Annotated in this window: 22 protein-coding genes and 1 pseudogene; 7 read left to right on the forward strand and 16 right to left on the reverse strand. The window is 65.7% G+C overall.

The annotated features are described in order from the left end of the window. The 8 genes from ACOMG5_RS15855 to ACOMG5_RS15890 all read right to left on the reverse strand — a co-directional run. Positions 1-317, reverse strand: a 317-nt coding sequence (locus ACOMG5_RS15855; protein WP_420344765.1) for an ABC transporter permease subunit, incomplete at its 3' end; no start/stop codon positions are given. After that, complete coding sequence (locus ACOMG5_RS15860; protein ID WP_420344766.1) at positions 314-1,198, reverse strand: branched-chain amino acid ABC transporter permease; 885 nt, start codon at positions 1,196-1,198, stop codon at positions 314-316. The genes ACOMG5_RS15860 and ACOMG5_RS15855, both read right to left, overlap by 4 nt. Positions 1,199-1,280: 82 nt before the next feature. Continuing rightward, on the reverse strand, positions 1,281-2,564 hold the full coding sequence (locus ACOMG5_RS15865; RefSeq protein ID WP_420344767.1) for an ABC transporter substrate-binding protein: 1,284 nt from the start codon (positions 2,562-2,564) through the stop codon (positions 1,281-1,283). A gap of 473 nt (positions 2,565-3,037) precedes the next feature. After that, positions 3,038-5,248: a hypothetical protein gene (locus ACOMG5_RS15870; protein WP_420344768.1), complete on the reverse strand. Its 2,211-nt coding sequence runs from the start codon at positions 5,246-5,248 to the stop codon at positions 3,038-3,040. Then, positions 5,245-6,114, reverse strand: coding sequence for a flagellar motor stator protein MotA (motA, locus tag ACOMG5_RS15875; protein WP_420344769.1), 870 nt, complete (start codon positions 6,112-6,114; stop codon positions 5,245-5,247). Before motA ends, ACOMG5_RS15870 begins: the two co-directional genes overlap by 4 nt. 44 nt (positions 6,115-6,158) lie before the next feature. After that, positions 6,159-6,746, reverse strand: coding sequence for a MotE family protein (locus ACOMG5_RS15880; protein ID WP_420344770.1), 588 nt, complete (start codon positions 6,744-6,746; stop codon positions 6,159-6,161). Next, complete coding sequence (locus ACOMG5_RS15885) at positions 6,743-7,102, reverse strand: hypothetical protein (RefSeq protein WP_420344771.1); 360 nt, start codon at positions 7,100-7,102, stop codon at positions 6,743-6,745. Before ACOMG5_RS15885 ends, ACOMG5_RS15880 begins: the two co-directional genes overlap by 4 nt. A 9-nt stretch (positions 7,103-7,111) precedes the next feature. Next, positions 7,112-7,585, reverse strand: coding sequence for a flagellar basal body-associated FliL family protein (locus tag ACOMG5_RS15890; RefSeq protein ID WP_420344772.1), 474 nt, complete (start codon positions 7,583-7,585; stop codon positions 7,112-7,114). A 123-nt stretch (positions 7,586-7,708) separates the two neighbouring features. Between ACOMG5_RS15890 and fliF the strand changes: the two genes are divergently transcribed. From fliF to fliP, 4 genes are all read left to right on the forward strand, one after another. Next, positions 7,709-9,316, forward strand: coding sequence for a flagellar basal-body MS-ring/collar protein FliF (gene fliF / locus ACOMG5_RS15895; RefSeq protein WP_420344773.1), 1,608 nt, complete (start codon positions 7,709-7,711; stop codon positions 9,314-9,316). 62 nt (positions 9,317-9,378) lie between these two features. Beyond that, complete coding sequence (locus ACOMG5_RS15900) at positions 9,379-9,912, forward strand: flagellar biosynthesis protein (protein ID WP_420344774.1); 534 nt, start codon at positions 9,379-9,381, stop codon at positions 9,910-9,912. After that, positions 9,905-10,189 (forward strand): FliM/FliN family flagellar motor switch protein, encoded by a 285-nt coding sequence (locus ACOMG5_RS15905; protein ID WP_420344775.1) that lies wholly within the window; start codon positions 9,905-9,907, stop codon positions 10,187-10,189. Before ACOMG5_RS15900 ends, ACOMG5_RS15905 begins: the two co-directional genes overlap by 8 nt. A 3-nt stretch (positions 10,190-10,192) precedes the next feature. Then, positions 10,193-10,927, forward strand: coding sequence for a flagellar type III secretion system pore protein FliP (fliP, locus tag ACOMG5_RS15910; RefSeq protein WP_420344776.1), 735 nt, complete (start codon positions 10,193-10,195; stop codon positions 10,925-10,927). A 348-nt stretch (positions 10,928-11,275) separates the two neighbouring features. On the opposite strand, the gene ACOMG5_RS15915 is transcribed toward fliP, so the two are convergent. Genes ACOMG5_RS15915 through ACOMG5_RS15930 form a run of 4 tightly spaced genes read right to left on the reverse strand, consistent with a single transcriptional unit; the run spans position 11,276 to position 13,647 of the window. After that, positions 11,276-11,707, reverse strand: a complete 432-nt coding sequence (locus ACOMG5_RS15915; RefSeq protein ID WP_420344777.1) for a molybdenum cofactor biosynthesis protein MoaE — start codon at positions 11,705-11,707, stop codon at positions 11,276-11,278. Between the two features lies 1 nt (position 11,708). Further along, positions 11,709-11,957, reverse strand: a complete 249-nt coding sequence (moaD, locus tag ACOMG5_RS15920; RefSeq protein WP_420344778.1) for a molybdopterin converting factor subunit 1 — start codon at positions 11,955-11,957, stop codon at positions 11,709-11,711. Beyond that, positions 11,950-12,579: a CDP-diacylglycerol--glycerol-3-phosphate 3-phosphatidyltransferase gene (pgsA, locus tag ACOMG5_RS15925; protein WP_420344779.1), complete on the reverse strand. Its 630-nt coding sequence runs from the start codon at positions 12,577-12,579 to the stop codon at positions 11,950-11,952. The genes moaD and pgsA overlap by 8 nt, the downstream gene beginning before the upstream one ends. Positions 12,580-12,588: 9 nt before the next feature. Further along, a complete protein-coding gene (locus tag ACOMG5_RS15930; protein WP_420344786.1) occupies positions 12,589-13,647 on the reverse strand; it encodes a lysine-2,3-aminomutase-like protein in 1,059 nt (352 codons plus the stop codon). Positions 13,648-13,720: 73 nt separating this feature from the next. Between ACOMG5_RS15930 and ACOMG5_RS15935 the strand changes: the two genes are divergently transcribed. Beyond that, complete coding sequence (locus ACOMG5_RS15935; protein WP_420344780.1) at positions 13,721-14,740, forward strand: acyltransferase family protein; 1,020 nt, start codon at positions 13,721-13,723, stop codon at positions 14,738-14,740. Here the strand turns inward: ACOMG5_RS15935 and uvrC are convergent. The 4 genes from uvrC to ACOMG5_RS15955 form a co-directional block, all read right to left on the reverse strand. Continuing rightward, entirely contained in the window at positions 14,724-16,616 is a 1,893-nt protein-coding gene (gene uvrC / locus ACOMG5_RS15940; protein ID WP_420344781.1) for an excinuclease ABC subunit UvrC, read from the reverse strand. The genes ACOMG5_RS15935 and uvrC overlap by 17 nt on opposite strands. A gap of 308 nt (positions 16,617-16,924) precedes the next feature. Next, the gene (locus tag ACOMG5_RS15945) at positions 16,925-17,701 is read right to left on the reverse strand and encodes an SDR family oxidoreductase (protein ID WP_420344782.1); all 777 of its coding nucleotides are present in this window, start codon (positions 17,699-17,701) and stop codon (positions 16,925-16,927) included. 9 nt (positions 17,702-17,710) lie between these two features. Beyond that, a complete protein-coding gene (locus ACOMG5_RS15950; RefSeq protein ID WP_420344783.1) occupies positions 17,711-17,881 on the reverse strand; it encodes a hypothetical protein in 171 nt (56 codons plus the stop codon). Further along, positions 17,881-18,693, reverse strand: a complete 813-nt coding sequence (locus ACOMG5_RS15955) for a S49 family peptidase (RefSeq protein WP_420344784.1) — start codon at positions 18,691-18,693, stop codon at positions 17,881-17,883. Before ACOMG5_RS15955 ends, ACOMG5_RS15950 begins: the two co-directional genes overlap by 1 nt. Before the next feature lie 210 nt (positions 18,694-18,903). Between ACOMG5_RS15955 and ACOMG5_RS15960 the strand changes: the two are divergent. Continuing rightward, a pseudogene (locus tag ACOMG5_RS15960) lies at positions 18,904-19,089 on the forward strand (sulfurtransferase FdhD); the annotation flags it as partial. 157 nt (positions 19,090-19,246) lie between these two features. Next, entirely contained in the window at positions 19,247-19,573 is a 327-nt protein-coding gene (locus ACOMG5_RS15965; RefSeq protein ID WP_420344785.1) for a formate dehydrogenase accessory sulfurtransferase FdhD, read from the forward strand. The last annotated feature ends 110 nt before the right edge of the window (positions 19,574-19,683 follow it).

The raw sequence follows: 19,683 nt of genomic DNA on the forward strand, positions 1-19,683 counted from the left end.
AGCGCGAGCAGCCAGATGAGCAGCGCAACCGCGCCGCCGCCGAGAATGCCGAGGCCGAAGGCGAGCGGCAGCGGCACATCGCCATAGACGCAGGCGAGCCCCGAGGCATAGAGGCCCGCGGCAAAGAACAGCGCATGCCCGAGGCTGAGCAGGCCCGCGTAGCCCATCAGCAGGTTGTAGCCCATTGCGAAGATCGCGAGGATGAGGATCCGCGTCAGGGCGAGGACCATGTATTCGGAGAGCACGAACTGCAGCCCGAACAGCCCGGCGAGGACGAGCAGGCACAGTGCGAGGAGCTTGCGGTTGCGAAGGCTCATTCGCGCCCGGCCTTTCCGAACAGGCCCTGCGGACGGAACACCAGCACCAGCGCCACGAACAGCGTGGAGACGATCTTCGCCAGGGTGGGCGAGAAGAAGACGGAGATCAGCCCGTCCGACAGGCCGATCAGGACCGCGGCGGCGATCGTGCCGGGGATCGAGCCGAGCCCGCCCACGATCACCACGATGAAAGACATCAGGAGCGGGTCGTGCCCCATCAGGTAATGCGCCTGCTGGTTTGGCACGACGAGGACCCCGGCCACCGCCGCGAGCATCGCCCCCACCGCAAAAACCGCCGAATAGACCCGGTTCACCGGAATGCCGAAGTTCAGCGCGGTTTCGCGGTCGTATTGCGTGGCGCGCATCATCAGGCCGAACCGGGAGCGCTTCATCGCCAGCCAGAGCGCGCCGACCAGCGCGAGGGCCGCAGCGATGACGAAGAACTTGTAGCTGGAATAGCCGAACCAGGGGAAACGGAGGGTGGTGTAGAACGGGGGATCGACCGCGCGCGCATCGGGGCCGAAGCTCATCAGGGTGAGCTGCTGGATGATGTAGGAGATGCCGATGGTGGAGACGATGGTGGCCTCCGGGTTATAGTGAATGCGCTTCAGGACCGCCCAGTCCGCGGTGGCGGCCAGTGCCCCGACGAGAAGCGGCGCGGCGATCAGCGCCACGGCGAAGGAGAGCGCGGGATGGCCGGGGATCAGCGCCCCGCAGAGCCAGCCGCCGACCGCGCCCAGCATGTAGAATTCGCCATGCGCGACATTGACCACCCGCATGACCCCGAACACGAGCGACAGCCCGAGCGCGGTCAGCATCAGCACCGAGGCCTGCACCAGCCCTTCGAGCGTGGCGAGCAGCAGATAGGGGGCGATATCCATATGCCGGTATCCTGACCCCGGCCGGGGCCGAACTTCCTGGAATGGGCCGGGGCGCGCTGCCCCGGCCCGGTGAGGCCCCTGCTCAGAAGGACATTTTTGTGTAATCCACCTCGTCGGGGTAGAAGGATTCCTCGATCGTGGTGCGGTGGATGACCTCGAGCCGCCCGCCGCTGACCTTCGACACATATTGGTGGCCGAAGGACTGGTGGGTTTTCCCGTTGAAGACCTTGTCGCCCTGCGGGAATTCGTTCGATTCCGCGAAGCCGGTGATGGATTCCATCGCTTCGAGCATGGCGACCTTCTGCGCCGGTCCCTTGTAGCCGGAAAGCTCCATCGCCTTCTTGATCGCGAACAGAGTCTCCCAGACCGAGAACATGTGCGAATAGGTGGAGACGTCTTTCGGGTCGCTCAGCGCGGCGCCGGTGTCATCAACGCCGACCGCTGCGCGGTAGAACTTGTCGAACGCGGTCTGATCCTTCTGCGCATAGCGCGGCATGCCTTCCCAGAAATAGGTCCCTTCCAGGAAGGAGAGCTGCGGCTGATCCAGCTGTACCCCCTCCAGGCTGTCCACGAAGCCGAAGATTTCCGGACGCTGGGCGCCGAGGTGCTCGCCGAGTTCCTTCACGAAGGTCAGGACCGAGGGGCCGACCATGACGTGATAGATCACCTCCGTGTCGAGCGGGATCCGCGGCAGGTAGCGGGTGAAGGATTTCTCCGTTGGCGGGATCGCGATGTCGGCGACGATCTTGCCGCCCTGGGCCTCGACTGCGGCGCGCATGTTGTCACGGTGGTCGTAGCCGAAGGCATAATCCGGATAGATCAGCGCGACCTTCTTGCCGAGCGTGTTCGAGATCCACAGCCCCATCGCGGCGATCTGGCTTTTCACATCGGTGATCGATGGTTGGAAGCAGTAGCGGTTGAACTTGCCCGCGGCCAGGGCATGGCCTTCGGAGCACAGGAAATAGGGCATCTTGAGCTCGCCCGCGCGCGGCGCGCTGGCGGCGGCGACATGGGAGAACAGATGGCCGAAGACGGCATCGACCTTGTACTCGGCCGCGAATTTCTCGATCACCTCGACACCGCGCTTCGGGTCGGTGCCATCGTCTTCTGCGATCATCTCGACCGGCAGGCCATTGATGCCGCCCTGATCGTTGATGATCTTCAGCGCGGCCGTCGCAGTGCGTTCATACCAGCGGCCATAGGAGGCGCCGATGCCGGTCCGGTGAAAGGGCGCGCCGAGTCGGATCGCGTCGCCGGCCTGTGCGCGGGCGCGGCCGAAAATCCCGGGCGCTGTCAGGAGTGCGCCGCCTGCGGCCAGGCTACGCAGCAGACTACGGCGCGGAAGGAGAATGGGGGTCTTGTTCATCGAGCTGATCCCTGTCGTTCGGTCCCGAATGTTGTGCGCGCGGCCTTGGGGTCCTGGCCTCGCGGCACAGGTGAAACGGGATGCGCGTGGGTGTGGTACCTGTCGTGACGCGATCCGGTCAACGACATCCTGCTCCCGTTTGCGGGCGAAGCCTGGATCCTCCCTGGGCTTTTCCGTCCTCCGAAGCGGGTCGTATCGCGCGCAAAGGTCGCATTCAATCTTTAAAGCGACGATTTTGTGATTTTTCTGCCGGGCATTTCGGGCTGGGTTACCGTGCCTGCGGCCACGATTGCCTAAAAACGCGTTTCGCACGGGCTGCCTGCACGACGATGCGGCGGAGCTGTCCTGTGGCGGGGAAGAGCCGGTGCCAGGATTGAGCGACAGGCCAACCGGCAACGCCGGATGGCCTGTGCGATGCTTCGCGGCCGCGGGAGCAGAACAAAGACGGCTTGGATCGGTGCGGTCGCCGCGTGCTATTGAGCCAGGAGTTGATCGATGAGCTGGCGTTCTTTCTGGCTCTCTTCCAGCAGCCGGTTGGAGCGCGTCAGAAGGCCGCGCACGGGCGCGTCGCCTTGACCGGCAATCGGCGCGGAGATCAGCGTGGAAGTGGCCTGCTTCTGCATGCCACTGCCGTATTCGGAGACGAGTGCCCAATCGCCTGCGCGCCAGGCCTCTGCTCCCGCCTGTTTCGTATCGCCGTCGCCGGCATAGATCTGCGCCGCTACAGCATGCTCTCCCAAGCGCGACAGTGCTTCCGCACGCATCTGGTTTGCTCTTTCGCCGTCGAGACCTTCCAGATGCGAAATCGCAGCGGCCGGGTCCGGCTCGGCGAGGGACGCGCGGGCGAGGGCGAGCCGCCCTCCGGGCGTCGCTTTCGTCATGTCATCGATGATCGCCTTGGCTTCACGGGCAAAACCTGCATCCGCGAGCCGGGTCGAGAAGTCGATTTGCAAGCTTTCGGGCAGCCCGGCCGCCAATGCATCTTCCTGACGCCGAAGGATCTGCGACAGGAAGATCTGCTCGTCCGGAACTTTGGCCAGCTGGGCGTAGAGCTCACGACGTGCCTTGATTTGCAGATCTTTCGGCGCCGCCGACGGCCAAGCGTCGAGCGCCGCAAAGGCAGGATCGAATGCTCCGCTGGAGCCCTCCCCAAGCGCCGTTGCGCGCCGCAACAGCAACCCATCGGGTGAATCCCCGAGGATTTTCGCCAGTGCAGCGGCATTTTCGATGCTCTCCCGATCGACCGCACGACCCCGCTCCAGACGGGCATCGATCGCCATCGAGAGCGCTCTGGCAGAAGCGGCCTCGCTGGAATTCGCGATAGGCTCCAGTTTGCGCTCCGCGGCGACGTGATCTCCGTTCGACATGTCGAGGCGTGCCTCCACCAGCGCCAGGGAAATGCCTTTCTCGCCCGGGATCCGGCCGAGCGCGCTACGCACGGCCTGCGCAGTATCGCGCGCGCCGATCGCAAGGAGACGATCCGCCAGATCCGGTCCGAGCAAAGTCCGGATGCCGGGGGGGAGCGCGGAAAATGCGGCCTGCACGGCGTTCAGATCCACCTGATCCTGCTGGGGCAGCGTCGGACTGCCCAGCAGGGCCCACATTGCCGCTTTCGTGTTGCAGCCGACCATGCCGATGATCGGCGAATCCTGGGGCGGCTGGGTCTCTTCCATGATGTCGGCCATGAAGGAATAGGCCTGCGCAGTGCGCGAGGTCATTGAAAACGAGCGCAGCACATCCTTGCTTTCGGCTCCGAAGCCGAGTGCGAGGTAGATCCTGGCAAGCTTCAGCGCGGCTTTGCTGTCGGGGCGATCGAACTCGCCGACAAGGTCTGCGCGGGCCGCTGCAATTTGCTGGCTCGGCGGCTGATCGTTTATCCAGGCCTGAAGGTCGAAGGCCTGATCGGGGAAGCAGCGCCGCCCGGTAATCAGCAGGCGCGTTTCCTCGCTGCTCGTAATCAGGTCGCGGTCAATGACCGTTTGCGACAGAATCGCAAGTCCGTCATCCTCGCTCTCCGCCGCAGTGGGAGCGGGCGCTTCAGGCTGGGCTTCGGCCGCTTTACCCTTGAGGGGGTTATGCATCATATCGACGCGAAATATCCCCTGGGCGGTGGCGCGGCTCAGATTGGCCAACAATTCCTGCTCCGCTTCGGAGACCCGGCCCGAGGGCACGGCGAGGGCGAGCGGATTGTTTGGGGGGCCGGCCGGAGCCCCTTCGGTCCTTGGCGCCTTACCTTTCCAGAAAACGTCGAGATGGGGCATAGCCGGAGCACCTGCGAAAGTCTCCGCCATGGGGGGCGGTTCCGCGGACAGGGTCTCCGGGGGGCCGTCGATCACATCGAGTACGACCGCGCCATTCGCCAGTTGAAACGCCTTCGTGTGGACCGGCACCGAGGATTCGATCAAAAGGCCTGCGCGCCCGACCTCGGCTCGGACAGAAGAAATTCGCGTCTTCGGAATGAAGCGGAAGATTTCTCTCAGATCATATGCATAACCTGAGCCGGTCGGCGTGAGCCGGATACCCTTTTCGGTCTGGCTGACTTCCCAGGCAGTGCCCTGCGGATAGGGTATGACCAGACGCGAAAATGCCCCATGCTCGCCGGAGCGGACTGTGAGCTGCTGCGCCAGAGCGCCGCTCGCCGACAGGGCGATGAAAATGCCCCCGAGAAGCCCGCGCGCGATCATGCCGCCTCCGACCGGACACCCTTCAGCGCCTCTTCGAGATCGTTGAAGCTCGGACGGATGTGGTGAGGCATGTTCTGGCGGCCGACCTCGATGCAGATGTTCGTCGCATGATTGTACAGGTTCGACACCAGAACCTCGCGGATCAGTTTGTAGAAATGGTTGTCTTCGTCGACAGCGAATTTCATCCGCATGGCGAAGGGGCCGATGAACCCATAGGCCAGAAACACCCCGAGAAACGTGCCCACCAGCGCGCCACCGATCATTTTACCCAGGACTTCCGGGGGCTGGTCGATCGCGCCCATTGTTTTCACCACGCCCAGAACGGCGGCGACGATCCCGAGCGCGGGCATCGCGTCTGCGACAGATTGCATCGCATGGCTGGGGTGAAGCGCATGCTGGTAATTCGCGTCGATCTGCTTGTCGAGGACCTCCTCGACCTGATGGGGGTCGTCGTAGTTCATGGAAGCCGAGCGCAACGTGTCGCAGATCATGTCGACCGCGTCATGATCCTTCAGAATTTTGGGGTATTTGCCGAAGATCGAAGAGCTCTCGGGATCTTCGATGTGCTCTTCGATCGCCACCGGGTTCTGCCGCATCAGGCGGATGATCTCGAACAGCAGGCACAGCAGGTCGCGATAGTCGGCGGGCTTCCATTTCGGCCCCTTGAACACCTTCCCGAAGTCCCTGAGCGTATGCTTGATGGCGGGGATGTCATTCGAGAGGACGAAGGCCCCCACCGCCGCCCCACCGATCATCATCAACTCGAACGGAAGGGAGTGCATGATGATTTCAAGATGGCCGCCCGCGGCGACATAGCCGCCGAAGACCATCACGAAGATGACCACGATGCCAACGATACCAATCATTCTGATCTCCGGTAACTTCTGCTGCAGGACCCGCTTCTGCGGGATCAGTTGGTGGGAGCGCGGGCGTTTCTGCCCGCCACGATTGCGCTGATCGAGTAGGCGAAATCGGGATTGAGACTGGCCATGATGGCGGCGGCCGATTCGGGGCGCATCCGGCCGAGGAATCCGGCGGCGAAATCGGGCGACATGGCCTCAAAGAGCGGCGCTGCTTCCTTCGGCTTCATGGCCTCGTAAACGGTGACGAGGCGTTGAACATCCTGCTCGGCGGCCTTGTCTGCGAAGGTCACCGTATTGGCGAGCTCCTTCTCCGCCGCCACAAGAGCCGCCAGCCGATCCTGAACGCGTTTTTCCACGATATCCAGCGACTGACGGCGGTCCGCCAGCGCGCCTTCGCGTTCGGTCACCTTTCGTTCCCGTTCCTGGACGGCACGCAGAAGTGCCATCCCATCCTCGTCCGGAACACAGGTTTTCGCCTCGGGCGCATCCTTGCCTGCGGCGGCGAAGGCCAGCCCAACCCCTTCTCCGAAGCGAATCGTTGCCGAGACGATGAACAGGCTGGCGATGAGCACGAGGCTGCCCCGCGCGCGTCGGCGCCGCGTCTGTCTCTTCGATTTGGCCGCCGGCTGCGTCATTCGGCAGCCTCCAGGTCGGTCGATCGCGTGCGGCGGCGCACTGTCCGGTGGCGCCGGGCTTCGGTCTCCTCTTCGGACAGGTCATGCAGCGAGGCAAGCATGATTTCCAGGCGTTGTGCAGCCTGCTCGGCACGCTCGGTCACGGTGCCGAGTTGTTGTGCAGAGCCCGCAGCGGTGGCCTGAGCGCGGTTGAGCGCTTTCGTCATGTCGTCAACCTGGGCCGACAATACGGCGATCGCACCGCCCATGCCACTTTCGAGCTGATTGAAACGCTTCAGCCGGCGCGCCAGCACGAAGCAGTAGATGGCCGCCCCGAGCGTTGCCATTCCCATCAGGATGTCGGCGATGATCTGCATGGCGAATCCTCAGTTCAAAACGAATTCGATAATCAGAAGGTCGCGCACGCGGCCTTCCCCGGTGACAATCTGGATCCGCCGCAGCATCTGCGCCCGCAGGCGGATCAGCGCGGAAGGGTTCTCCAGGTCTTCGATGCTCACGGCACGCAAATAGCCGTTGAGGACGTCCATGACCCGCGGCTTCAGCAGATCGACTTCCGGCAGATGCGCCGGATCGACTTCGAGCTGCGCGGAGAACCGCAGATGCCGCAGGCCCGAATCGCCGAGCGAGATCACCATCGGATCCAGCGCGACGAAATGCACCTCCGGCGCGGACGATTCCGCCTTCGCCGCAGGTTTCTGTGCGTGCGCGCCGAGCAGAAGCCCGGAATATACCGCGTAGAATGCGCCACCTCCGAGCGCGAGCATCAATACGAGCCCGATCAGGAGGGGGAGCAGGGATTTCTTCTTCGGCGCTTCGAGCGCCGCGTCCATCTGAGCCATGAGCGTCACCGAGTTCTTCGATGGAAAAAGCTATAGGCCCAATTCGACTAACCGATTGTTAAGCGGAAAAAGGAATCATCGTCCTCGCAGACAGGGCAGAAGTCCTAAGGCTGGAGGTGCGTCTTGCAACAGATCCTCGCCTCGTGGGGGGCACTCGATACACGTCGTCGCATCATCGTGGCGGGTGCGACGTTCTTGGTATTCGCAGCGATTCTGGCCTTGTCCAGCATGGCATCGCGCTCGAATCTGGCGTTGCTCTATGCCGGGCTGGACCCGTCGCAGGCGGGCGAAATCATCACGGCTCTGGATCAGCGCGCGGTGGCATACGAAGTTCGCGGTGATTCGCTTTATGTGGATGCCACACAGCGCGATCAGCTGCGGATGATGCTTGCCTCGGAAGGCCTGCCGAAATCCGGTGGCAATGGCTACGAGCTGCTCGATTCTCTGTCGGGATTCGGGACGACATCGCAAATGTTCGATGCCGCCTACTGGCGCGCGAAGGAAGGCGAACTCGCCCGCACCATCCTGTCCAACTCGGCGATTCGCTCCGCGCGGGTGCATATTGCCGCGGATAATGGCGCGTCGTTCCGTGCAAATTCGCACCCGACTGCTTCTGTGACGGTAACGATGAATTCCGGAACGCTCTCGCAGGTCCAGGCCAAGGCGCTTCAGTTTCTGGTCGCTTCGGCTGTCGCGGGAATGAAGCCGGAGGATGTCTCCGTCATCGACAGTGTCGCCGGGCTGGTCTCGACGGGCAGTGCGACGCCGAATCAGGCTGGGGATGACCGCGCCGCGGAGCTGCGCAAGAACGTCGAACGCCTTCTGGAGGCCCGCGTCGGTTACGGAAATGCGGTCGTCGAGGTGTCCGTGCAGACGGTTTCTGAACGGGAAGCGATCACCGAGCGTCGGTTCGATCCGCAAAACCGGGTGGCGATCTCCACGGACACGACAGAATCGTCGAAAAGCTCGGACTCGACCAAGGGTGGCGGTGTCACCGTGGCCTCCAATCTGCCTGACGGCAATGCCGCCAACAACAATGGCCAGTCGAAGAGCCAGGCCACTGAAACACGGGAGCGGACAAATTACGAAGTGTCGGAGACGACACGTGAGCTGGTAAGAAATCCCGGAGATATCAAGCGCATCACGGTTGCGGTCCTGGTGGACGGGGTCGACGGTACCGACGCGAGCGGGCAGACGACCGTTGTGCCGCGCTCGCAAGATGAACTCGATTCGCTGAAAGAGCTGGTCGCGTCGGCGGTTGGCTTCGATCAGGAACGCGGTGACGTGGTCACCATTCGGTCTATGGCTTTTCAACCCACTGCATCGCAGGCCGGTACCGAGGCCAGTGCCAGTCTTCTGGGTGGCCAGCCGCTCGACGTGATGAAGCTTGCGCAGCTGGCCGCGCTTGTGATCGTCGCGCTCATCCTTGGCTTGTTCGTGATGCGGCCGTTGCTGTCGCAACGCCAGCAAGCTGGTGCTGAACCCGGCGCGCCGTTGCTGGGCGATGGTTCCGCGCCGCTCCCGCTCGGCGCGGACGACAGTGCGGCCGAGCCCACCAATATGCCGAAGGTTGCCGCCTATGACATCCAGATGCCTGGCGAAGCAGACGGAGCGTTGGACGATCTGAGCAGCGATCCGGTGGCGCGCCTGAAGCGTTTGATCGAGCAGCGTCAGGGGGAATCGGTCGAGGTCCTGCGGAACTGGATGGAAAACAGTGAGGGTCGCGCGTGACAAGCTCCCGTTTGCACCTCGAATCCTTCGAAACCGAAGCCGAACAGGCCGCCCGCGTCGTCATGACGATCGAGGAAGCCGAGGAAGCCCGGCTCGCGGCGTTCGAGCAGGGGTACTCGGCCGGATGGGAGGATTGCGCCACCACCCGCGAAGCGGAGGATGCGCGGCTGCGTAGTGCGGTCGGCCAATCGGTGCAGCAGATGTCTTTCACCTATCACGAGGCCCGGCATCATCTGCTCGAATCGCTCCATCCGCTGGTTGAGGCGATGATGGCAAAGGTTCTGCCGGTGGCCGCCCGCGCTGCCCTGCCTCAGATCGTCGCGGATCAGGCGCAGGAGATTGCCCGCGGAATGACGGACATCCCCCTGACCGTTACGGCCAATCCGAGCTGCATTCCGGCGATTAACGATCTGATGTCCGATCGTGCCGGCCTGCCGCTGAATTTCAATGCCGATCCGGATCTCACGGAAGGTCAGGCTTACCTGAAGTTCTCCGACGGCGAGACCCGGATCGATCTGGATGAGGTGATCGCAAAGATCAGCTCCGCTATCGACAGCTATTTCAGTGCCAACCCAGAGGAGACCTCCCATGGATGACGCGACCCCGGCAGAAAGCCAGGCCCAGAACCCGTTCTCGCTCGTTCCGATCGAGATCACGATCTCCGTCGGCAAGGCGCGGCCACTGGTGCGAGACCTGCTGCGCCTGAAGCGCGATTCCGTTCTCGCACTGGATCGTCGCGTCGAAGATCCGGTGGAGCTTTACGTCGGCGACAAACTGATCGCCCGCGGCGAGCTGACCGAAACCGGCGACGATTCGAATGGCACCTTGGCGGTGCGTCTCACCGAAGTGGTCGATCTGCAGAACGGTCTTTGAAATATGCGTCTCGGCGCGCTGGTAACGTTAATACCTCTCGCTCTCCTGCTTGCGGCAGGGCCTGCCGCGGCACAGCAGCTGTCGCTCGACCTCGGCGCGGATCAAAGCCTCGCCGGGCGGTCGATGCTGCTTCTCGCCTCCATCACGCTGCTCAGCCTCGCGCCGGGGCTGGCGATCATGGTGACCTGCTTCCCCTTCATCGTGACCGTTCTGTCGATTCTGCGTCAGGGATTGGGCCTGCAGGCCGCCCCTCCGAACATGCTGATCATCAGCCTCTCGCTGTTCCTGACCTGGTTTATCATGGAGCCGACCATGATGCAGAGCTGGAACGATGGGATCCGGCCCTTCGTCGATGGCCAGATGGATCTGCAGACCGCGTTCACGCGCGGTGTGGAGCCGTTTCGGGTCTTTATGGCAGGCCGGATCGATCCGGGCACGTTCGAACAGATGGCCGCTCTGCGCCCGAATGCTACGGTGGACGGTCAGCTTGCCTCGGCGCCGCTCTCGCTGCTGGTGCCGAGTTTCATGCTCTCCGAAGTCGCCCGGGCGTTCGAGATCGGCTTCCTCGTCTTCTTGCCGTTTCTGATCATCGACCTCGTGGTCTCGGCGATTCTGATGTCGATGGGGATGATGATGGTTCCACCTGCAGCGGTGGCCCTGCCGTTCAAGCTGGCTTTCTTCGTCGTGGCCAATGGCTGGACGCTGATTTCCAGCGCTCTTGTTCGAAGTTACATGTAGACACGCGCCGGGGTGAACCCGGGTCTCTGTCCGCGAAGCTTCGGAATGGTTCAGCCCTGCAATGAGCTCGGCGACGGCCTACACGTTCGCGCGGTCCTGCGTCGAAGATCCACGCAGCCGCTCGGGATCACTACAGGGGCTCGGCTCATTGGCAAAGCTGTCAGTGGCCGGCTCACTCCGTATCGCGGAAATCGGTGTGCGGGGGGGGGCGGAGGCATGCGGCGCAGGCCGGGCATCCTGGAGCAACGCGCGGCAGGTCCATCGGACATGTTCTGGGAATCCGAGGCGCTGCGCGGCAGCCGATCCGGCAGGCTCATACTCCCAAATTGCGGGCTCAGGCCGGGAGCTTCACCAGCGTCTCAGCGCATCCTCGTCACTGTCTTTGGCTGCGACCCAACTCTGCCCATCGGGCCCGATTTCCTTTTTCCAGAATGGCGCCCGCGATTTCAGAAAATCCATCAGGAACTCGGCCGCCTCGAAAGCTTCCCGCCGATGCCGCGCCGCCGTGGCGACCATCATGATCTGCTCTCCGACCGCCAGCCGCCCATACCGGTGAATCACCAGAACGTCGCTCAGCGACCAGCGCGCCTGCGCTTTCCCGGCAATCGCGGTGATCGCGCGCTCGGTCATGCCCGGATAATGCTCCAGCTCCAGCGCCTGCATCCGGCCGGTATCGTCGCGCACGACGCCGGTGAAGGTCACGATCGCCCCTGCCGTGCCCCCGAACCCGCGCAGCGCCTCTGCCTGGTCGAAGGGCTCCGGCTGAACGGCGATGCGCATCCTAGCCACCCGTCATCGGCGGGAAAAATGCGACCTCGCGCACCCCGGCCAGCGGCGCCGCGAAATCCGAAAGCTCCTGATCCAGCGCCACCCGCAGCGCCGAGAGGTCTGCAAAGGCCGCTGCATAGCGCTCCTCGCGCCCGATCAGCTCCGCGACCAGCTCGGAGACCGTCGCCGCGCGGGTCTCCACCCGCTCGCGCGGGAGGCCGATGCGCTCGCGCACCCAGGCGAAATACACCACCTCAACCACGGTCGTGATCGCGCAGGAACGGCAGCGCCTTGCGGAAATAGTCCCACCCGGTCACTGCGGTCAGGAAGGCCGCCACCCAGATCAGCGCCAGCCCGACATGGTTGGCCGTATCGGCGAGCGTCGCGCCGGTGGGCAGGTCGCCCTCTCCCGCACGCGGGGCGCGGCCCTTCTCCAGATAGTCGAGCCCGGTGCCGAGGAACAGGACCGCGATCGCCACCATCTGCGCCGTGGTCTTCCACTTGGCGAGCTTCGTCACCTTCAGCAGCTTCGCCTCCGCGCCAAGGTATTCACGCAGGCCCGAGACGAACACCTCGCGGAACAGGATCACCGTCGCCGGCAGGATCAGCCATGGGTTCATCCCGGAATATCCGGTCAGCACCATGATCGCGATCACCACCATCGCCTTGTCGGCAATCGGGTCGAGCATCGCGCCGAATTTGGATTCCTGCTTCCACAGCCGCGCGAGATAGCCGTCGAAATAATCGGTGATCGCCGCCACGATGAACAGCGCCAGCGCCAGCCAATCCGCCCAGGGGCGGTGGAAATACAGAAACATCACCGCCACGCCGGGAGCGGCGAGCAGGCGAAGCACCGTCAGCGTATTCGGCAGCGTCCATTTCATGCGCGCACCCTAGCCGTGGCCCGGCGGAAGGGGAAGGGGGTCGGCGTAGTCGTGAACACGGCCCTGCCAGTCCGTCACCCGCCAGGTTCCCGGCGCGGTGCCGGGGGTGAAATGGTCGGCCGTCACCGGCACCTTGCCATGGCCGCCGGGGATATCGAGCACATAGGTCGGCACCGCCGCGCCCGACAGATGGCCGCGCAGCCCCCGCATGAGCGCCCGGCCCGCCGCGATGCTGGTGCGGAAATGCGATGTGCCCCGCGCCAGGTCGCAATGATGCAGGTAATAGGGCTTCACCCGGTTGTCCTGCAGCGCGCGGAACAGCGCCAGCAGCGCCGCATGGCTGTCGTTGATCCCGCGCAGCAGCACCGATTGCGACAGCATCGGGATCCCGGCATCCACCAGCCGCGCGATGGCGCCCTGCGCGGCCGGGGTCATCTCCTGCGCATGGTTCGTGTGCAGCACCACCCAGACCGCCATCCGCTGCCCGGCCAGCAGCGCCACCAGCGCCGCGGTGATCCGCTCGGGCGCCACCACCGGCACCCGTGTATGCAGGCGCACCGTGCTCACATGGGGTATCGCCGCAAGTCGCGCCAATACATCGGCCAGGCGCCGCGGCGAGAGCGTCATCGGGTCGCCCCCGGTCAGGATCACCTCGCGGATCGCCGGGGTGCGCGCCACATAGGCCAGCGCCTCGGCCAGCGCGGGCTCGGCTAGGGGGCCGGTCTCGCCCACCGTCTCGCGGCGGAAGCAGAACCGGCAGTAGACGTCGCAGGTCTTGGTGACATGCAAGATCACCCGGTCCGGGTAGCGGTGGGTCAGCCCGGGCGCGGGCGAATGCGCGTCGTCCCCGATCGGGTCCGGCATTTCCTCGGGGCGTGTCAGCAGCTCCGCCGCCGTGGGCACGAATTGCGCGGCCACCGGGTCCGCCGGGGCCTCGATCGCGCCCTGCATCGCGGGCGTGATGCGGATCCGGAATTCCTCCGCCACGGCCTCCAGCACGCCGGGCGCATCCGGCGCCAGCCCTGCGGCGCGCAGGTCGGCGGGGGAGGTCAGGGCATGGCGGCGCATATCGGTCATGCCCGTCCTATCCTCCTGCCGCGGCGGGCTGTCAATCGCCCGGCGCTGGCGGCATAGTCCGGCCATGCGATTCACCGGGCCCAGACATATCGCCCTGCTCGACGGGCTGCGCGGCTACGCGGCCTTCGTCGTCGTGCTCTATCACCTGCGGCACTTCTTCGGCGATGCGCTGCCGGTGGCGAACGGCTATCTCGCCGTGGATCTGTTCTTCGTGATGAGCGGCCTCGTCATCGCCATGACCTATGAGGAGCGCCTGCGCGCTGGTATGGGCGTTGCGGCCTTCTTCCGCAGGCGGGTGATCAGGCTCTATCCGGTCTATGCGATCGGGGGCCTCCTGGGGGTCGCGGTGATGCTGGTGCTGCCCGAGAAGCGGATGGGGGCGGGCTATGCGCTTTCGGCGCTCGTCTCGCAGGCCGCCATGCTGCCCGAGGCGCTGGTGCGCGGCGCGGACGGGCCGTTTCCGTTGAACCCGCCCGCCTGGTCGCTGTTCTTCGAAATCTGGGGCAATCTGGCCTTTGCGCTGCTGGTGCCGCGCCTGCCCACGCGCTGGCTCGCGGCCACGGTCGGGCTTGCGCTCCTCGGCTATGTGCTGGGCAGCCGCGCCGCGGGCACGGTGGAGCTCGGGGTGAATTACGCGCGCCTCGCCGGGGGGGCTGCGCGGTTCTGGTTCGGCTTCGGGCTCGGCGTGCTCATCTGGCGGCTCGAGGCGCATCTGCCGCATCCGGGCTGGGGCGCGGTGGTGCTGGCGATGCTGTTCCCGGCCCTGCCCGAGAGCGACCTGCTGCGCTTCCTCTGGATCGCGCTGATCATGCCCGCGGGCGTGCTGGCCGCGCTGCGCCTGCCCGCGCCGCAGGCGCTGTGCCGGCCGCTCGGGGTGCTCTCCTATCCGCTCTACCTCCTGCACTGGCCGGTGATGGTGCTGTTCAGCAGCTATGGCCTGCGCGCCGAAGGCGGCAGCGCCTGGCGCGACCCCTGGCTCGGCGCCGCGATCGTGCTCGCGAGCTGCGCGCTCACCGCGGCCGTGGCCTATGGCGCCGAGCCGCGCCTGCGTGCCGTGCTGGAGCGCCTCATCCCTTCTCGTTGAAGTAGTTCCAGATCGTCTCCGCCATCGCGGCCGAAATCCCGGGCGCCTCCATCAGGTCTGTGATCCCGGCGCGGCTCACGGCCTTGGCCGATCCGAAATGGCTCAGCAGTGCGCGCTTGCGGGTGGCGCCGATGCCCGGGATCTCGTCCAGCGGGTTGGCCATCTGCGATTTCGCCCGTTTCGCCCGGTGCGCGCCGATGGCCCAGCGGTGCGCTTCGTCGCGCAGGCGCTGGATGTAATACAGCACCGGGTCCTGGCGCGGCAGCGCGAAGGGCCGCTGGCCGGTGCGGTGGAATTCCTCTTTGCCCTGATCGCGGTCGATCCCCTTGGCCACGCCGACCATCGGGATATCGGTCACGCCCATCCGCTCCATGATCTCCTGTACCGCCGAGACCTGCCCGGCGCCGCCGTCGATCAGCAAAAGCTCGGGCCAGGTGTCGCCCCTGCGCTCCGGGTCCTCCTTCAGCAGGCGGGCGAAGCGGCGGGTCAGCACCTCCTTCATCATCCCGAAATCGTCGCCCGGGGTCAGCTCGTCGCCGCGGATGTTCCATTTGCGGTACTGGCTCTTCAGGAAGCCATCGGGCCCCGCGACGATCATCCCGCCCACGGCATTGCTGCCCTGGATATGCGAGTTGTCATAGACCTCGATCCGCGCGGGCGGCGCCGCGAGGCCGAAAGCCTCCGCCACCCCCTTCAGCAGCCGCGCCGTGGCCGCCGATTCCGACATCCGCCGCCCGAGGCTCTCGCGCGCGTTGCGCAGCGCATTCTCCACCAGCTCGGCCTTCTCGCCGCGCTGCGGCACCGCGATCTCCACCCGGTGCCCGGCCTTGCCCGCCAGCGCCTCCTGCATCAGATCGAGGTCCTCGATCTCATGGCTGAGCAGGATCAGCCGCGGCGGCTCCTTCGTGTCATAGAACTGTCCGAGGAAGGCCTCCAGGATCTCCGCCTCCTCCGCGCCCGATCCGGTGCGCGGGTAGAAATCGTGGTTGCCCCAGCTCTGATGTGCGCGGATGAAGAACACCTGCACACAGGCCTGCCCGCCCTCCATATGCACCGCGATCACATCCGCCTCGGCCACGCCGCGCGGGTTGATCCCCTGGGATTGTTGCACCGTCGTCAACGCTTGGATCCGGTCGCGCAGGGCGGCGGCGCGCTCGAATTCCATCTCGCCTGCGGCGGCCATCATCTCCTCGGCCAGCTCCTTCTGGATCGCTGTGGTCTTGCCCTGCAGGAAGCGCTCGGCATCGTCCACGGTGCGCCGGTACTCCTCCTCGCCGATCTTGCCCACGCAGGGCGCCGAGCAGCGCTTGATCTGATATTGCAGGCAGGGCCGGGTGCGGCTCGCGAACATCGCGTCCGAACAATTGCGCAGCTGGAACACACGCTCCAGATGATTGAGCGTCCGGTTCACCGCGGAGGCGCTGGCGAAGGGGCCGAAATAGGCGCCCTTCACCGTGCGCGCGCCGCGATGCTTGCGGATCTCCGGGAAGGGGTGGGTCTTGTCGATCAGGATATAGGGGAAGCTCTTGTCATCGCGCAGCAACACGTTGTAGCGCGGCTTCAGCTGCTTGATCAGGTTCTGCTCCAGCAGCAGCGCCTCGGTCTCCGTGCGCGTGGTCAGGAACATCATATAGGCGGTTTCATGGATCATCCGCGCGATCCGCGCCGAATGGCCGGTGCCGCGCGCATAGTTCGACACCCGCGCCTTCAGGTTGCGCGCCTTGCCGACATAAAGGACCTCCTGCTTGTCGTTCAGCATCCGGTAGACCCCGGGCGAGCTGTCCAGCCGGCTGACGTAATCCGCGATCAGCGCATGCCCCCGCAGCCGCTTCGGCGCGGTATCATCTGGTGTCGGGGGGCTGTCGGATTCACACATTGTTAATCTTCTGATTCTGCCGGCGGCGCTGCAATCTTGCTGCGGTGAGTTCAAGGCCAAAGGAGTCCACCGTTTCTGTGGATAACTCTGTTGGCAAGTTTTGGGGAGAGCGGATTTTCCCTTGGATTCTGGCGGTTTCGTTACCCGGCCCAATTTTTGGGCGTTTTTCTAAGCTGTTGTTTTTTAGATATAAATTTTTATATCCGCAACAAACCCCTGAATCCATTGGAAGAATCGTAAAGGTTTTGCAACGGCCCCAAGGCAGGTGGACAACTTGTCGCGTCTCCGCCTCGTGGACGGTCCGCGGCTCACTCCGGGCCCAGAACATCGGGGGTTTTCCAGCCCAGATGCTGGCCGCCATCCACGCACAGGAGCTGTCCTGTTACCGACACGGCATCGAGCAAATAGTTAAGCGCCGCGCAGATCTCCTGCGGGTCGGCGCCGCGCTCCAGAATTGTCGCTGCGCGCTGCCGGGTGAAGTGGCTTTCGGTCTGGCGCGTGCCTTGCAGCGTGGGCCCGGGGCCGATCGCATTGACCCGGATATCCGGGGCCAGCGCCTGCGCCGCCGTCCGGGTCAGCGACCAGAGCGCGGCCTTCGCGAGGCTGTAGGTCATGAATTCCGGTGTCGGTTTCAGCACCCGCTGATCGACCATGTTCACCACCAGCGCACGGGCGCGCGGCTGGCCGCTGCCGCGCTCTGCCTTCGGCGCCTGGCGGGCGAATTCCTGGATCAGCACGAAGGGCGCACGCAGGTTCGAGCCCATGTGCCGGTCCCAGCTGCTGCGGCTGGCGGTGTGGATGTTGTCGTACTCAAAGATCGAGGCGTTGTTCACCAAGACGTCGAGCGGCCCGCCGAGCGCCTCCGCCGCGCGCCCGACCAGCGCTGTCGTTTCCGCTTCGTCGAGCAGGTCCCCCTGCAGGACCGCAGCCTGCCGCCCGAGCGCGCGGATCTCTGCGGCCGTTTCCTCGGCCTCCTGCGCCGAGCCGTGGCAATGCACCGCCACGTCATGGCCGCGCGCGGCCAGGTTCAGGGCCATCTCCCGGCCCAGGCGTTTTGCGGCTCCGGTCACCAATGCGCGGGGCATGTCTCCTCCTTAGGGCTTGTTCTGTCGGCCGCAGGGGCAGGGGCCGGGGCCGATCCGTGGCCGCCCGCAGGCGGTGCAGCGCAGCCCCATGCGGCGCCGCGCCTGCGGGAACCAGAACCGCGCCAGCATGGCGAGCCCGGCCATCGCCGCCAGGAACAGGATCATGATCTTGATCAGCATCAGAGACCGTAGCGGGCCCAGAGGGCGCGCTCCTCCACGGTCTCGAGCGCGGCGCCGAGGGTTTCGGCCCCGAACCGGCGCAGCAGGCTGCGGCGCGGGCCATGCGGCACGAGCCGGACCTTCGCGCCGTAAATTTCCTTCAGCGTGGGCACGGCATGGCCGAGCCCGTCGATCAACCCGGTTTCCAGCGCCTGCCGCCCGGTCCAGATGTCGCCGGTGAAAAGGTCGTCGCGGCTCAGGCGCGGGCCGCGCCGCTCCGTCACCCAGGCCTTGAAGGTGACATGCATGTCTTCGAGGAGCCGGGTCAGCCGCGCGACATCCTCGGGCTTTTCCGGGCGGAACGGGTCGAGGAAGCTCTTCGAGCCGCCTGCGGTATGCACGCGCCGCTCGATCCCGTGGCGGGTGATGAAGCCATCGAGGCCGAAACCTGCGGAAATCACCCCGATCGAGCCCACGACCGAGGTCGCATCGGCGCGGATGTCATCGGCGGCGCAGGCGAGCCAGTAGCCGCCCGAGGCCGCCACATCCTCCACGAAGGCATGGACGGGGATCTTTTTTTCGTCCGCGAGCCGCCGGATCCGGGCGGCGATGAGCGCGGACTGGACGGGCGAGCCGCCGGGCGAGTTTATCAGGAGGGCGACGGCGCTTGGCTTGCCCTTGGCGAAGGCGCGCTCGATCACCGGCGCGAGCCCCGCATCCGACAGGGCCGCGGCGCCCGGCCGGCCGGCCCCGATCGTGCCCTGCAGGCGGAGGAGCGCGACGCGCGCGGGGCGACGCAGGAACGGGGCGGGGAGGAGGCTGCGGAAATCCATGTCTCCGATGTAGGCGGCGGCGCGGGCGCGGGCAAGGGTGGCTCGACTTTGCCGGCAAACGGCGCCAAGGTCCCGGCGCCACAGAAGGAGCCCGCCATGTCCCTGCCGCCCGGAGCGATTGCCGTCACCCTACCCGGGGGCGGAACCGAGATCCTGCCCGAAGAGGTGCCGGTGGCGCTGGTGTATGACGGCGTAACGCAAGCGGTGATGATGGCGACGCCGGGCGATCTGGAGGATTTTCACCTGGGCTTCGCGCTGACCGAGGGGCTGATCTCCGGCCCCGGGGAGCTGGGCGATTGCGACGTGCTGCGCCAGCCGAAGGGCCATGAGGTGCGCGGTTGGCTTGCGGCGCCGGCCGGGGCGCGGTTCCGGGAGCGGCGGCGGCTGATGGCGGGGCCGGTGGGCTGCGGGCTGTGCGGCATCGACAGCCTGGAGCAGGCTTTGCGCCCGCTGACGCGGGCGCCCGCGGGCGCGGCGGGGGGGGGGGGGGGGGCCCGGGGGGGGCCCGCCGGCCCCCCCCCCGCGGGCCCTCGACGACCTGCGCGCGGGGCAGGTGCTGAAGGATGCTTGCCGGGCCACGCATGCGGCGGGGTTCTGGACCGAGGCGCAGGGGCTCATCGCCGTGCGCGAGGATGTCGGGCGGCACAATGCGCTCGACAAGCTGGTGGGCGCGCTGGTGCGGGCGGGGGCGGATCTCGGCGCGGGTGCGGTGGTGATGACCTCGCGCGTGTCCGTGGATCTGGTGCAGAAGGCCGTGATGGCCGGTGCCGCTTGCCTGATCGCGCCCTCGGCGCCGACCGCGCTGGCGGTGGAGCAGGCGCGGGCGGCGGGGCTGCGGCTGATCGCGCGGGCCGGGCGGGAGCCTGCGGTTTACGCCTGAGCCCACACCCTGAACCCCTCCGGGTTTTTCCGGTGGCGGATTTTCGTGAGTTACGCGGCCATGGGTTCAGCGTCCATAGCGGCGTAGAAGTTGGGCTCGGCTTTTGCCGG

The organism is Paenirhodobacter sp. (assembly GCF_041916475.1).
GTDB lineage: Bacteria > Pseudomonadota > Alphaproteobacteria > Rhodobacterales > Rhodobacteraceae > Rhodobacter.